This window comes from Sporosarcina sp. P29, assembly GCF_002743265.1.
Classification (GTDB): domain Bacteria; phylum Bacillota; class Bacilli; order Bacillales_A; family Planococcaceae; genus Sporosarcina.
Map to the genome: position 1 here is coordinate 1 of NZ_PDYX01000035.1, position 15,377 is coordinate 15,377.

Here is a 15,377-nt window from a genome sequence, read left to right on the forward strand (position 1 = left end):
TGCAAGAACCACAACTCAGTGCCGCTTATTACGTACTTTAAACAGAAACGTAATCCGACAGCACTTTAACGAGTAAAAACAACTACTCGAACTGCCCTACACCCAATCCAACGAAGGCGCCTGCTGTGGTAGGCGCAGCAATGAGACAAAGACAGGCCTTGTCTATGGCTCCTCGCGAAAGCCATCCACCAGCGCCGTAGTGGGGACAATGGACTCGCCACTTACATAGGCAGCTAAACCACAACTTCTTGGATGAACAGGAAAAAGAAAAAGCACGTGCAAGAACCGCAACCCATTGCCGCTTATTACGCACAATTAACAGAAACGTAATCATCGTCACGTACGCACTAATTAATTTAACAACCCTATATAAATCCAACTTCCAACGAAAGGGGAGAAAAAAACATGACACTGCGCTTTATTACCGGTCGCTCCGGAACAGGAAAAACAACTTTTATTGAACAAGAAATCGCCCAAGAATTGAAAGAACGGCCGATGGGGGCACCTATTGTCGTCATCGTACCCGACCAACTATCCTACTCTATGGAATATAGCCTGTCGGTCAAATCCGGACTGTCCGGCATGATTCGTGCGCAAGTCCTGACCTTCAAACGACTGGCGTGGCGGGTCTTACAAGAAGTCGGCGGCATCACGCGCGAAGAAGTAGACAGCTTCGGCTATCGCATGCTTGTTCGAAGTGTGCTAGAAGACAATAAAGAATCGTTCAAGCTATTTAAACAAGCAGCTTCGAAGCATGGATTCGCTGAGCAGATTAGTGACGTCATGAAAGAATTCAGTAAATATTGTATCGATCAGCAAGCATTTACTGAATTGAAGTCGTCACTTGCAGATAAACAAGCACCTCGAATTTTGCAGGACAAAGCGCATGATCTACAGTTGTTGCTCGAGAAAATAGAAGAACGTCTTGGCACGACCTATATGGACAGTGAAGGTCAACTCAATGCGCTAGCGGATCAGTTAGCACACTCGGAGTGGCTACAAGATGCGTCGATCTACATAGACGGCTTCGGTGATTTCACGACACAGGAATACACGATTATTACGCAATTAATGAAATATACGAAACGTGTGACGGTTGTATTGCCAATGGAAGAAAAAGTGCATACCGGCGAGCATGAATTATTCCATACTGCCCAGCAACAGTTCGAAACGCTTCAGCAACTAGCATACAGTGAGTCAGTCGATCGTGAAGAACGTGTTCATTTGACGGAGTTGCAACGCTTTTCAAATCGAGAATTGGCGCATTTGGAAGAGCAGTTTGATCATTATCCTCCTGAATCGTTTGAATCAGAAGGGGCGATACAGATTATTGAAGCGTCGAATCGCCGTGCAGAAGTTCATGCCGTGGCGCGTTCGATTCGCAAGATGATGCGTGAAGGTAAGCGGTACCGAGGGATGACCGTGTTAAATCGTCAACCGGATGTCTATAGCGAATTGATTCAGAACATATTCACGCAATATGATATTCCGGTGTTCATTAGCCAGAAGAAACCGATGCTGCATCATCCGTTGATTGAATTTGCGCGTTCATTGCTTGAAGCGGTGCGTACCGATTGGTCGTATGAAGCTGTGTTTAGAGCAGTGAAGACGGATCTGTTTTTCCCTGTCAATGAAAGCAAGCCAGTATGGAGAGAGCGGGCAGACCGCTTGGAGAATTTTGTGCTAGCTAAAGGAATTCATGGGAAATCTCGCTGGCAAGATGAAGAACGTTGGAAGGTCAGTCGTTATAGAGGGCTCGAAAAAGTCCGTACCGTGCAGACAGATGAAGAACTTGCGACGCAAGCGGAGTTTGCTGAGACGCGCGATATGATTCGCGAGCCGATTGAGCAATTACAGCAGAAGTTACAGTCTGCTCGTACCGGTCGAGACGTGGCGGAAGCATTGTTTTACACGATAGAATCTCTGAGTATCTACGATAAAATTATAGAGTTGCAGCAAACGGAACATACTAATCATCGTTTGCAAGCAGCGGCTGAACATGAACAAGCATGGACGAGTTGGATTAATGTGCTGGATCAGTTTGTGCTGATGTTTGGAGAGAAAGAACTACCGATTGCAGAAGCGATGAAAATATTGGATGAAGGATTCGATACACTGGAATTCAAATTGATTCCGCCGTCGCTCGATCAAGTGACAGTGACGACTATGGAGTTATTTAATTCGATGGGTGTCGAAGCGGTGTTTGTGCTCGGTGCGAATGAAGGGGTATTGCCACTGCGCAATGATCACGAAGGGTTGCTGTCTGACAGCGACCGAGAGTTGTTTAGTGAAATGGGCATTACGCTCGCGCCTACGACAAAACTTCAGCTCATGCGCGAGTCGTATATGGCATATCGTGCGTTTACTGGAGCGAGTGCGCGTTTGACTGTCAGTTATCCTATTGCGGATGAAGAAGGGAAAGCGTTGATTCCGTCTCTTTACGTTCCTAGACTTCAGCAAATGGTTTCAAATATCCCTACCGAAATCGCGGTCATGGAGCCGACGGAGCTGTCCGAAGTAGAAGACAAACTCGCTTATATCGAACATCCTGACGTAGCACTGTCTTATGCGATTCGTATTATGCGACAAGCGTCAACGCATGAAGAAATCGCGCCGCAGTGGCAAGCGGTTCTTGCGTATTATAAAGAAGATCCACTGTGGTCTTCCGTTATAGAGTCGATCGTACAACCTGCATTGAAGCGACAGAAGACCGAGTTGCTCGATACAGAACTGACGACAGGTTTATATGGCTCGTCCTTTACGACGAGTGTTTCGAGAATTGAATCGTATTATAGTTGTCCGTTCCAACATTTCACGACGTATGGTCTGAACTTGCAAGAGCGTTTTGAATTCCAGCTAGAAGCACCGGATATCGGGGATTTATTCCATGCGGCATTGAAGTGGGTATCGGATGAAGTCATGCGACTAGGCTTGTCGTGGGCTGCGTTGACGAAAGAACAGTGCTGGCAGTTAGGTCGTGAAGCGATTGATGCACTGGCACCGAAGTTCTTCCATCGAATTTTATTGTCGAGTCAACGCTATGCGTATATTCAGCGGAAATTAATGCAAATCATTCAACGGACAATCCGTGCTTTACAGTCGCAGGCGCGTAATTCAAGCTTCACACCGATTGCAATCGAAGCAGGTTTTGGTCCGGATGAAGAGATCGCACCGCTTGAAATTAATTTAAAAAACGGTCAACGGATGCATATTCGAGGACGGATCGATCGAATCGATACGATGAAAAAAGACGATCAAACGTATTTGCGAGTAGTTGATTACAAATCGTCGGCACGTGCACTGGATTTGACCGAAGTGTATTACGGCTTATCACTGCAAATGCTGACCTATCTAGACGTTGCACTTGAGCACGCGGAGGATTGGCTCGGTGTCTACGCAAATCCCGCGGGTGTGTTGTATATGTACGTTCACAATCCGATGCTGCGTTTGACGAAAGAGTTGAACGAAGATGCTGTGGAAAAAGAGTTATTGAAATCCTATAAAATGCAGGGCTATATATTAGAAGATGCGGATGTTGCGCTGGCAATGGATGACCACATCGAAAGTGAGTCATTAATTATTCCCGCACGTTTAAAGAAAGACGGCTCGTTTTATTCGACTTCAAAAGTCGTGGCACCTGAAGATATTAATATTTTGCGTTCATTTGTCCGCAAAAAACATCAGCAAGCAGGGGACGGTATGTTGTCAGGTGACACACGAGTCTATCCGTACCGCCTAAAAGAACATATGCCGTGCACATTCTGTTCGTATCAGTCAATTTGTCAGTTTGACAGTACCGATCCGACACAGCCTACACGGAACTATACGGCCTATAAGCCGGAAGATTCATTAGAAAAGATGAGGAAGGAGATCGATCCAGATGCGAATTCCAGATAAGCCGCCACATGAGACCTTTACGGACGATCAATGGAAAGCGATTTACGCGTCCGGTAAAGATATTCTCGTATCTGCTGCGGCAGGTTCAGGGAAAACAAAAGTCCTCATCACGCGGATGATTGAAAAAGTATTGAACACGGAACAGCCAATAGACGTCGATCAACTACTCGTTGTGACGTTCACAAATGCGGCCGCCGCCGAAATGCGTCATCGTATGGCCAGTGCGCTAGAGGAAGCGATCGTTTTAGACCCTTCTTCCGTCCATTTGCGCAGACAGTTAAATCTACTAAATAAAGCACAGATTTCCTCCTTGCACTCATTTTGTCTGCAAGTCGTTCGGCAGTATTCGTATGTGCTCGATATAGATCCTGGATTCCGTATTGCTGATACAACCGAGGCGGCGATTTTACGGGATGATACGATTGCACTTGTGTTGGAAGACGCCTACAGTCAGCCGGATCCAGAAGCGATTTATCGTTTGAGTGATAGCTTTACAGCAGATCGTAATGATCAGGCGATCGAGACGTTGATTGATAAACTCTATGATTATTCCCGTGTACATCCGAATCCATTGCAGTGGTTGGAGCTCATCCCGCAACAATATGAAATTGGAGAGAACGCGACAATTGACGGCTTGTCATTCATCGATTCGCTGAAAGTATCGATCCAACATACGCTTGAAGAAGCGAAAACGATCACCCGCGATTTACAGCGAGTGGCGGAAATGAATGACGGACCGTTACCTTTGCTTGAAACTGCAAAAGCGGATGAAGCATGGATTGACGGAGCGCTAGACTATATGCTTCACGGCAAGTGGGAAGATGCCTTTGCGTATTTCCAGACGTTGAAGTGGGTCAAGGCAGGTACGATTCGTAAAGATTCATGTGACGAAGACTTGGCTGCGCGTGGTAAATCGATGCGTGATCAAGTGAAGAAAATCGTCAATGCATTAAAAGACACATACTTTACTCGAACACCTGCAAGACTGTTAGAAGAAATCCGTTTGATGGCGCCACTTATGCACACGCTCGTTGGATTAGTAGAGGATTTCACGACGCGTTACCAAGCGTTAAAAGAAGAGCGCGGATTAGTGGACTTCTCAGATCTTGAGCACTATGCGTTGCAGATTTTATCCGAAGAAGTAGACGGGGAGCGCGTTCCTTCTGATATTGCGATCGATTACCAAAATCGATTTGCGGAAGTATTGGTGGATGAATATCAAGATACGAACTTCTTGCAAGAAGCGATCTTGCAGTTAGTGAAGCAAGGCGGAGAAGCGGATGGCAATTTATTTATGGTAGGGGACGTCAAACAGTCGATTTACCGATTCCGTCTAGCAGAGCCGGGCTTGTTTTTAGGGAAGTATGATCGTTTTACATCAGATGTAGAGGATCAAGGATTGAAAATCGACTTGAATGCCAACTTCCGGAGCCGTAAAGAAGTCCTCGATGCGACGAACTATATTTTTAGGCAGATCATGGGGACGCGTGTTGGAGAAATTGAGTATGACGATGCGGCGGCGTTGAAGTATGGTGCACAATATCCCGAAAAAGACGTTTCGGCTGGATTGACGATTTTGTATGAAAATGAAGAAGATGAATTGTCTGAGGAGCAAGAAGCGCAGCAAGAGTTGAAGAAATCTCAGGCAGAAGCGCGTTTCATTGCACAGAAAATCAAGACATGGAAAGACGAGAAAGCACAAGTGGCAGATGCATTCAGCGGTAAACAACGTCCGCTAGAATACAGTGATATTGTCATACTTATGCGTTCGATGACATGGTCGAGTGAAATTGCGGATGAATTAAAAGCCGCAGGGATCCCTGTCCATGTATCGTTATCTTCTGGTTATTTTGATGCCATTGAAGTGATGATTATGCTCAATACATTGCGTGTCGTCGACAATCCGTACCAAGACATTCCGCTCGTATCGGTGTTACGTGCACCGTTTGTTGGCATGACTGAAAATGAATTAGCGCAAATTCGTCTCGTCAATCGGAATGCGACATTTTATGAAGCACTGCAATTATTCATGCAGACGGGTGGTGCGGGAGTGAATCCTGCTACACAGGAAAAGCTTCAACGCTTTTTCCTATTACTTGAAGACTGGCGGAATATGGCACGTCACGGTTCGTTATCGGAATTGATTTGGCAAGTGTATCAAGATACGCATTATTACGAAATGGTCGGAATTTTGCCGAATGGTAAACAACGCCAAGCTAATCTACGTGCGTTACATGACCGAGCGATGGCCTATGAAAAGACCTCGTTCCGTGGATTGTTCCGTTTCCTTCGATTTATTGACCGCATGCGTAAACGCGGGGATGATCTCGGGGAAGCGCGGTTTATGAGCGAAAAGGAAAACGTCGTACGAATCATGACCATTCACTCTTCAAAAGGGTTGGAGTTCCCGTATGTATTTTTAGCGGGAATGGGACGTCCCTTCAATAAAATGGACTTCCATAATCCATATTTATTTGATCAGCATTTCGGACTCGCCGTTAAAGCAATCGATCCAGATAAACGGATTATGTTCACGTCACTACCGTTTCTAGCGATCAAAGAGAAAAAGGAGCTAGAGATGCGGGCAGAGGAAATGCGCGTGCTCTACGTAGCTATGACGCGTGCTAAAGAGCATTTGGAATTGATTGCCTCCGTTAAAGATATCGAAAAGACGATGAACAAGTGGCAAGAAGCCCAGTTGTTGAATGAAGATGAACCTTTGCCGGAATACACACGTTCACGGGCAACCGGTTATCTCGACTGGATAGGGCCAGCGGTTGCACGGCATTTGGACTTCGGAAAATTTGGTAAGACGACTGGCGGGGAACTGATGGATGATCCGTCAGCATGGGAAGTAAATGCCTATCCATTTTCTGCATTCCATAGTACGAATGAAGTGGAGATTGAGGACTGGATACCTGTCGATCAGGAAGCGGCCGTAGCGGATCCGAAGTTAGTGGAAGAAGTGCGAAGTCGTTTTGATGCGCATTATCCGTTTGAATTCGCAGTGGAGTTATCTTCCAAACAATCGGTCAGTGAGTTGAAGCGGATTGCGTTGCTGGAGTTCGAACGAGGAGATGCCGATCCGTTTGAAGAAATGGAACCTGACGTCACGAAGCGAATCTCAAATCTTCATGCACGACCGTCATTTTTGCAGAAGCGTTCATTGACGAAAGCAGAAATCGGTACCGCCATGCATACCGTCATGCAGCATCTTGATTTGACAGCGGAACTAGATCAAGCAAGTGCAACGGAATTTGTGAAGCAGCTCGAAACACGTGAACTGCTGACGAAAGAAGAAGCGGCTGCGATTAACGTGCAGGCAATAGTAGCATTTTTCCAAACGACACTAGGCAAACGAATGAAGCAAGCCGATCAGCTGTTGCGTGAAACGCCGTTTACGTATGCGTTACCTGCCGTTGAAGGCGAGTTTCAGTTGTTACAAGGTATTGCAGACTGTTTGTTCCATGAAGACGGCGAGTGGGTACTTGTGGATTATAAAACGGACGATGTCAGTAAATATCATTCCGATCAGGCGATTGCTAAAGAAATGCAAGTCCGTTATGGCACCCAGTTGAATTTGTATAAGAAGGTATTAGAATCCATTCTTTCAATTGAAATTAAAGAAATGTTACTTTACTTATTTAGCGGTGCAAAAATCATCAACTTACAGGAGGAATTTGTTTGAAGTTGACTCCGACACCTTTAACAGAACGGGTAGATGCACTTGATTACTTAAGAGGTATTGCGTTACTCGGGATTTTGATTGCGAATATGCTTCATTTCCATTCGCCGTATGCGTATATGGATCCGTATTCGTGGTATACCATCCCGCATGAGCAGTCGATGTTTCATTTCATCGATGTGTTTATAGAAGCTAGTTTCTATCCGCTATTCGCCATGTTATTTGGCTATGGTGTGAATATGCAGTATGAGAAATCATTGAAAAACAATACACAGTTCGCACCATTCATGGCACGACGCATGGGGATTCTACTGATTTTCGGCGTGTTGCATGCGGTGCTGATTTGGTCAGGTGATATTTTGTTCACCTATGCGTTGATGGGATTCATCATGATTGCGGTGATCCGGATTCCAAAGAAGTGGTTGATGGCACTTTCGTTAGTCATTTATTTTGTGCCGACATTATTGTTGTACAGTATTTTGGCGCTTACTCGCAGGGCGACTTCATCAAATATGTTGGACGGATTTGAAGATGTTCAGCAAATCGAACGAGCGATTGCAGCTTATGCAAACGGCACGTTCAGCGATATTTTCGCTTTTCGTTTGAATGAATTCTTTACTTTTGAAATCATCGGTTCGATCACAGCGGTCTTTATTATTTTGCCGTTGATCATGTTCGGAGCTGCATTATCGAAATTCAAAGTCATCGAGCGTATGTATGCGGTGAAAGGGAAGTTGCTACTGGCCATGCTAGTGTTTATTCCGATTGGCGTTATTTTGAAGAATATTCCGAGTTGGGACGGCCCGAAATTTGAAAATATTTTACTCGTTCAATCAATTATTGGCGGTCCGATTCTGACACTTGGATATGGCGCATTATTTTTATTGCTGTTCCAAGTTCCATTTTTGAAGAGTATTACGCAACCTTTTGCAAACGTTGGTAGAATGGCATTTACGACGTATATTATGCAATCGGTTATGGCGACGATGATATTTTATTCATATGGAGTAGGTCTGTATGGTAAAGTAGACATAGTGACCGGCACGTGGCTAGCAATCGGAGTTTTCGCGATTCAGCTCATTGTAGCGCAGGTTTGGTTGTCGAAATTCAGAATGGGACCACTTGAAGCTTTGTGGCGGAAGTGGTCGTACGGAAAGAATTTCGTCGTGAAAGAGGAAAAAAAGTAGATTTTGTCGTAACATAGGAATATGTGAATTCACATGGAAAGGGTTGGGTATTGAAATGAAATTATTGTCATTCCGTTACGAAGGGCAGACTTTATTCGGACCAAAAGTTAAACGTGAGGAAGCTGTTTGGGATTTACTCGCAATGGCTGAAGCGTTGGAACAAACTGATTTCCCCAAAACGATGATTGAAGGCGTTTCCCACGGTATGGATTTTGTGGAGGAAGTTCGTAAATTGGTAGAGAAAACTGAAGCTGAAGGAAACGTAGAACAGTTTAAACATGCGTTTACTGACATCGAATGGTTGTCTCCAATTCCACGCACACCGAAGAACGTGTTGTGTGTGGGTAAGAACTATCTTGACCATGCAGAGGAACTTGGATCAAAAGCACCTGAGAAATTGATGCTATTCACCAAGTCTCCAACAGCAATCGCAGGGGACGAGCAAACATTATCGATCCATAGTGAAGTTACGGATTCATTGGATTATGAAGGGGAATTGGCTGTCGTGATTAGCAAGACAGGCAAAAACATTCCTAAGCAACTGGCATATGATTACGTATTTGGTTACACAATTGGTAATGATATTACAGCGCGCAATATCCAGACGGAGCACAAACAGTTCTTCTTAGGTAAAAGTTTAGATGACTCTTGTCCGATGGGGCCTTATGTGGTGACGAAAGATGAAATTCCAAACCCGCAAAATTTATCCGTCGTAACAAAAGTGAATGATGAAGTACGACAAAACGGTAATACGTCGAACATGATTTTCAAGATTGATGACTTGATCGCAGAAATTTCCAAGTATGTCACATTAGAGCCTGGTGATATAATCTTGACAGGTACGCCAGCGGGTGTTGGTAAAGGTATGACACCTCCAACGTACTTGAAAAAGGGCGATACAGTAAAAGTATCCATCGAAGGAATCGGTACACTAGTTAACCGTTTCGAATAATACGTAAGTCTATGAAATAGGCAACAGAATAGTCGTAGTTTGAAAGATATGGTAGAATATCAATCGACTATACTAATAACGAGGTGGAAGTAATGGGATTTTTAACTGATACAACCCACATGCATATTTTTACATGGGTAGTAGGTGTTGTACTATTTTTAGTAGCAGCAAGTATGGCAAATGGAACAAAAGGAAAAAAGATTACACATATGATTTTGCGTCTGTTCTATGTATTGATCATCATCACAGGAGCTGCGTTATTCTTTAAGCATATGAGTATTGATTCCATGCTATACGGCATCAAATTTGTCCTTGGTATTCTGACAATCGGATTCATGGAAATGGTTCTTGTTCGCGGAAATAAAGGGAAGAACACAGGTCTTATGTGGATTCTCTTCATCGTCGCTCTACTTGCAACGATGTTCGTCGGTTTCAAATTACCAATGGGCTTCAACTTTTTCGCATAATCACTACTGATTACTAAAGGGGATGAGCAAATGGCAACACAGGCCGGCTGGATATTTTTGATTGTGATCCTGTTACTGATGGCGTTGTTTGCGGTCTCCGTAGTAGTCAGTGCGCGTAAACAGCGGGATCCGAATTTCTTTACTGAAGACGATAACGAATGACTATGCGCAGGCAGTGGAGGGTTTTCCCTCTACTGCTTTTTTTATTGGCATGAGCGCCACACTTTCACAAGATTGCCGTATTTACAGAACGCGTTAATGGTTTTCATAAGAAAGAATGGCACGGCTAGCTAGCGTTTGATAAACTAAAAGAAGAGTTTGTATGAGGAGGATTTACTATAGTGAAACGAATAATCGGACTACTGGCAACTTGTATGCTTGCCCTATCGATAGCACAACCCGCTTTTGCAGATACCGATCGATCTTTTAGCGATGAAAGTATTTATGATTTACTTGTCGACCGTTTCAATAATGGAATCGAATCTAATGATTTCGATGCCGACGCAAAAAATCCGGCTGTTTTTAACGGTGGAGATTTTGCAGGAATCAGCAATCGATTGCAGCACTTGATTGATATGCACTTTACGATGATTTCTGTCGGACCGGTTTTCAAAACAGCTTCATATGATGGAAATGAAGTACTGGATTATCATGAGATTGAACCACACTTCGGTACAGCGGAAGAATTCACTGCATTAATTGAGGAGATGCATGCGAATGATTTGAAAATCATGGCAGATTTCCCTTTAGTAGGTGAAGTAAGCGATTCTGCTGTTCAGCAGGAACTGATGGATTCCGCTGTACAATTTGTATCCGGTTATGACTTGGACGGGCTTCGTCTAACTTTACTCGATCAAGCAGATACGGGGTTTCTAAACAACATGATCGAAGCAGTAAAAGAAGCGAACGAAGGTCTGTACGTGATTACAAATGAACAGAGTGATGCATCATTTGACAGTGTGCCGGCTGAAAAACAAAGTGCGGCGATCCAAGAATCTTTCGTGCAAGTAGATCCGGATACGTCTTTACTGGATCAGTTTAGTAATGAGGATGCAGGAAAATTACTACAATTTGATGATTTAACAGGTCCACGTTTTACATATAAAATGGTGGAACTTCGTCAATTCCCACCGACACGTTGGAAAGTAGCGACGGCTGCACAATTTATGCTTCCGGGCGTTCCATTAGTTCCCTATGCAACAGAAATTGCAGTGAATGGTAAAGAAGCACCTGAAACTCATCCGTTCTTTAATTTTAAGACAGATATGGAGTTACAAGAGTGGATTGGCGACCTGAATACTCTTCGCAATGATTCGGAAACACTTCGTACAGGCGATTTCAAGTTCTTGCATAATGAAGATGGATTTGTTGTGTTTGAACGTTCTTCTGAAGATGAGACATGGATTATTGCGCTCAATAATACGTCTGTAGTGCAGAGCTTCGAGCTGGATCCTAAAGTATTTGGGGATAAAAAGAAGTTTCGCGGTGTGCTTGGTCAGGATTTGATTAAGAAAACGAAGGATAATAAGTATCCTATAGTACTTGATCGTGAGCTGGCGGAGATTTATATCGTCGAGGAGGATAAGGGATTCAATACGCCTTATCTGATTGCTTCTATTATGGTGGTTGTTCTGTTTGTGTTGTTTTTGTATATGGTTATACGCAAAGGCAAGCAGGGTCGGACTGAGGAAGTTGTTAGAGAGAAGAAGTAAGATAGATAGGTTGGAACACCGTTGATCGACGTTCCAGGCGGACGCTTTCCACTTACGATCAACTATCATATTTTATTGAAATTACAAGATTAAATTAATAGAAAATAAAGACTCAAGATGAGTTCCTAACATTGGAATTCTTCTTGAGTCTTTGCCAGTCCGCAGTTTATGCGGGCTGTTTTTTATTCGCTTTTTGTGTTGTTGAGGAAAAATAAGGCGATGGTTCCGGGGCCAGCGTGTGAGCCGATGACGGAGCCTATTTGGTGGATTTCGATTGCTTTTGGTTGAATGACTTCTTGGATCATTTCTTGGAACTCTTTAGCCGTGGTTAGATCGTCGCCGTGGCTGATGGCGATAGTTTGTTCATGTAGGTTGCTACCGCGTTCTTCCATCATTTCAATCATGCGACGTAGGACTTTTTTGCGTCCGCGGTGTTTTTCGATGGGAACGAGTTTTCCATCTTCTACGTGTAGAAGGGGTTTGATGTTGAGTAGTCCACCGAAAAATGCGCTAGCTTTGGATACACGTCCGCCTTTTGCCAAGTAGTCTAGATCTTCTACAGTGAAGAGGTGTTCCATATGTGTTGCCATTGTGCGGATTTCTTGTTCGATTTCTCGCATGCCGACGCCTTCATTGCGTAGTCGTACGGCTTCTTTAACGAGTAGACCGTAACCGAGTGAAGCGCAGTGTGTATCGATGACTGCCAAGTTCATGGAAGGATTGTCTTCTTTTACTTGATCGCTCGTCATGACAGCTGTTTGGTATGTTCCTGACAGTTGGGAAGAGAAGGCGATGTAGATGCCATCTTCACCAGATGTTGCTAGGTCTTTCCAAGTGGTCATCATTTTATCGGGTGAAGCTTGAGATGTCTTTGGTTGTTGTCCTTGACGGATCGCATCGAATACTTCCTTGGAGTTGATCTCGACGATATCTTCGTATTCTTTGCCGCCTAGAAGAACGCTTAATGGGAATAGTTCTACTTCGTTTTCTTTAAAGAAGTCTAATGGTAAATCACATGCGCTATCCGCAAAAATCTTCATTTCTTTTCCCCCTTATACGACGATGTTTTTTTGTAAGGATAATCGTTCTTCCAGTATGCGTGAAATTCCATCTTCATTATTTGTATCTGTTATTTCGTCTGCGATAGATTTTAAGGAGTCGATAGCATTCCCCATTGCGACGCCTGTTCCTGCATAGTCGATCATTTCGAGGTCATTGTCTTCGTCTCCAAATGCGATGATGCGGTCTTGCGGCACGTTCATCCATTTTGAAACTGCGTCAATGCCTACAGCTTTATTGAGGCCATGACGTACTATTTCCACGATATTGAATGGAGCTCCCCAACGACGGTGGTCAATGACTTCCGCATGCAAGTCTTCAAGATGCTGTCGAATCGGATCGACTGTTAGTGGATCAGCTTGGATTAACAGGCTGGTTGGGTCGGTTTTTAATGAATTCCGAATGTCTCCTGCCGTGATGAGTGGATTACCAAAGTTTAAAATATCTAAAAAGCGCTCATCATGATAGTGTGCATAGACATCATCCATCACTTCCGCCACGATATTTTCGACTGAGAAGTTCTGCATGGCATCTACTACTTCATTGACGACTGGCAATGCAATCGTCTCGTGAATCGTTTGCCATGAACGGTCGGTAGGGTGGTGGACGAAGGCACCATTAAAGTTGACGATTGGTGTTGTCAGACCCAGCTGGCGGTAATAAACTTCACTAGCGCGGTATGGTCGTCCTGTCGCAATCATTACGTGATGTCCTTGTGAAACAGCTATGCGAAGTGTCTGTTCTGTTTTAGGTGAAATGACTTTTTTATCCGTCAATAACGTTCCATCTAAGTCTAGTACTATTAAATGTGGTTTCAAGAAATCCTCTCCTACTATTGCTTATGGTATCAGATTGTTATGTCTTTATAGTTTATCGTTAACCGTGTAAGTAAGTCAAAAGAATGAGTGGTAAGGCGAAGGTTTTGTCTTATCTGTTAATTGTTGTTATTCTAACATAACAGTAAATGATTGTAGGAAAAGAGGAATCGTCATGATTATTCGTTCAGAAAAATGGCAAGAGATCCCGGTACTTCATATCGTGGAAGAGTCAAAAGAGAAAGAACGCATTCCTGTTGTACTATTTTTTCATGGATTTACTAGTGCGAAAGAACATAATTTACACTACGCATATAATCTAGCAAAACAAGGAATTCGTGTACTATTACCCGATGCTAAACTACATGGTGAACGCTCGGAATCACTGGATGAATTTCAATTAGCATTACACTTTTGGGATATTGTGTTGACTTCTATTAAAGAAGCTGACGTTTTACATGATGAACTATTTGAAAAGGGATTGATCGACGACCAAACACTAATTGGCATGGGTGGTACTTCAATGGGGGGAATCACAACATTCGGCAGCCTTTCAAATTACGATTGGATTGACGCGGCTTCCGTGATGATGGGGTCACCTGCATTCACGCGCTTAGCCAAAGGGCAAATTTCTTACGCAGAGCGTGGCGGCAGAGAGATTCCAGTGTCTCAAGAAGAACGCGAGCAACTATTTGCAGCCCTTGACCAAGTAGATCTATCGCAAAATCCAGGCAGATTGCATCAGCGTCCTCTTTTCATCTGGCATGGTGAACAAGATACAATGGTACCGTTTGAATTTACGAAAAACTTTTACGAGGAAATTCAAGAGGATTACGAAGATCAACCAGAGCTATTGAAATGGATGCCTGACGAAAATGCAGGACACGCCGTTTCACGTCCAGGAATGCTTGCCGCAGTCGATTGGCTTGCACTGCATTTGCTTGCAAGGTAGTATGTTGGTAAGATAAGAGTACTACACAGCAGAGAGGAGCATTTCGATGAATACAGAAGAAGAAATCAAGCAGTATTTATTTGGTGCGTTAGAAAACGTCATTGACCCTGAATTGGGTATTGATATCGTCAACCTTGGATTGGTTTACAATGCAGAGTTGCTCGACGAAGGAGTAGCGAAAGTTACAATGACACTAACATCAATGGGTTGCCCAATGGGTCCACAGATTGTAGCGAATATTGAGCAGGAACTAATGGAACTTCCAGAGGTTAAGGATACAGTGGTAGATATTATTTGGAATCCACCATGGTCCCGCGACCACATGTCACGTTATGCCAAGATTGCACTAGGCGTACGTTAATAGAATACATCAACCACACCGTTTTATATGGTGTGGTTTTTTTAATGGAAAGGATAGGCTGGCATGGGTTTTGGGGTGGGGATTTGCGCTTCGGAGGGTACGCGTGTCTTATGGGCAGCGGTAAGCCAACCAGGTCGCAAGTGCAAAAGCCGTCCTTCTTAACGGCTCTTCCTCCAATCCGTGCATTGCAAGTGGGTAATACTTCTTGTTACGCATTGAACTGTCGCAAACGCTCAATAATCTGTTCAAGCGCTCATATTTCCTGCGTAGCCGCTCATTAAACTGATTAA

12 protein-coding genes are annotated in these 15,377 nt (G+C 43.9%); 9 read left to right on the forward strand and 3 right to left on the reverse strand.

From position 1 onward, the window contains the following. The first annotated feature begins 405 nt into the window (after positions 1-405). The 7 genes from addB to CSV68_RS15980 all read left to right on the forward strand — a co-directional run bounded on the left by addB (position 406) and on the right by CSV68_RS15980 (position 11,900). The gene (gene addB / locus CSV68_RS15955) at positions 406-3,897 is read left to right on the forward strand and encodes a helicase-exonuclease AddAB subunit AddB (protein ID WP_099662625.1); all 3,492 of its coding nucleotides are present in this window, start codon (positions 406-408) and stop codon (positions 3,895-3,897) included. Beyond that, positions 3,881-7,585 (forward strand): helicase-exonuclease AddAB subunit AddA, encoded by a 3,705-nt coding sequence (gene addA / locus CSV68_RS15960; protein ID WP_099662626.1) that lies wholly within the window; start codon positions 3,881-3,883, stop codon positions 7,583-7,585. Before addB ends, addA begins: the two co-directional genes overlap by 17 nt. Then, positions 7,582-8,769 (forward strand): DUF418 domain-containing protein, encoded by a 1,188-nt coding sequence (locus CSV68_RS15965; protein ID WP_099662627.1) that lies wholly within the window; start codon positions 7,582-7,584, stop codon positions 8,767-8,769. The genes addA and CSV68_RS15965 overlap by 4 nt, the downstream gene beginning before the upstream one ends. Before the next feature lie 55 nt (positions 8,770-8,824). Beyond that, a complete protein-coding gene (locus tag CSV68_RS15970) occupies positions 8,825-9,721 on the forward strand; it encodes a fumarylacetoacetate hydrolase family protein (RefSeq protein WP_099662628.1) in 897 nt (298 codons plus the stop codon). A 92-nt stretch (positions 9,722-9,813) separates the two neighbouring features. Continuing rightward, on the forward strand, positions 9,814-10,188 hold the full coding sequence (locus CSV68_RS15975) for a YisL family protein (protein ID WP_099635467.1): 375 nt from the start codon (positions 9,814-9,816) through the stop codon (positions 10,186-10,188). A 30-nt stretch (positions 10,189-10,218) separates the two neighbouring features. Then, the gene (locus CSV68_RS17575) at positions 10,219-10,350 is read left to right on the forward strand and encodes a hypothetical protein (RefSeq protein WP_255407217.1); all 132 of its coding nucleotides are present in this window, start codon (positions 10,219-10,221) and stop codon (positions 10,348-10,350) included. 179 nt (positions 10,351-10,529) lie between these two features. Beyond that, the gene (locus tag CSV68_RS15980) at positions 10,530-11,900 is read left to right on the forward strand and encodes an alpha-amylase family glycosyl hydrolase (protein WP_099662629.1); all 1,371 of its coding nucleotides are present in this window, start codon (positions 10,530-10,532) and stop codon (positions 11,898-11,900) included. A 182-nt stretch (positions 11,901-12,082) separates the two neighbouring features. On the opposite strand, the gene CSV68_RS15985 is transcribed toward CSV68_RS15980, so the two are convergent. Both CSV68_RS15985 and CSV68_RS15990 read right to left on the reverse strand, forming a co-directional pair. Continuing rightward, a complete protein-coding gene (locus tag CSV68_RS15985) occupies positions 12,083-12,940 on the reverse strand; it encodes a DegV family protein (RefSeq protein ID WP_099662630.1) in 858 nt (285 codons plus the stop codon). 12 nt (positions 12,941-12,952) lie between these two features. Next, the gene (locus tag CSV68_RS15990) at positions 12,953-13,777 is read right to left on the reverse strand and encodes a Cof-type HAD-IIB family hydrolase (protein WP_099635464.1); all 825 of its coding nucleotides are present in this window, start codon (positions 13,775-13,777) and stop codon (positions 12,953-12,955) included. Between the two features lie 172 nt (positions 13,778-13,949). Between CSV68_RS15990 and CSV68_RS15995 the strand changes: the two genes are divergently transcribed. Beyond that, positions 13,950-14,726: a prolyl oligopeptidase family serine peptidase gene (locus CSV68_RS15995; RefSeq protein WP_099662631.1), complete on the forward strand. Its 777-nt coding sequence runs from the start codon at positions 13,950-13,952 to the stop codon at positions 14,724-14,726. A gap of 46 nt (positions 14,727-14,772) precedes the next feature. Beyond that, complete coding sequence (locus tag CSV68_RS16000; RefSeq protein WP_099635462.1) at positions 14,773-15,087, forward strand: metal-sulfur cluster assembly factor; 315 nt, start codon at positions 14,773-14,775, stop codon at positions 15,085-15,087. A gap of 108 nt (positions 15,088-15,195) precedes the next feature. Here the strand turns inward: CSV68_RS16000 and CSV68_RS17485 are convergent. After that, positions 15,196-15,377: hypothetical protein (locus CSV68_RS17485; RefSeq protein WP_233192949.1), on the reverse strand; the 182-nt coding region annotated here is incomplete at its 5' end.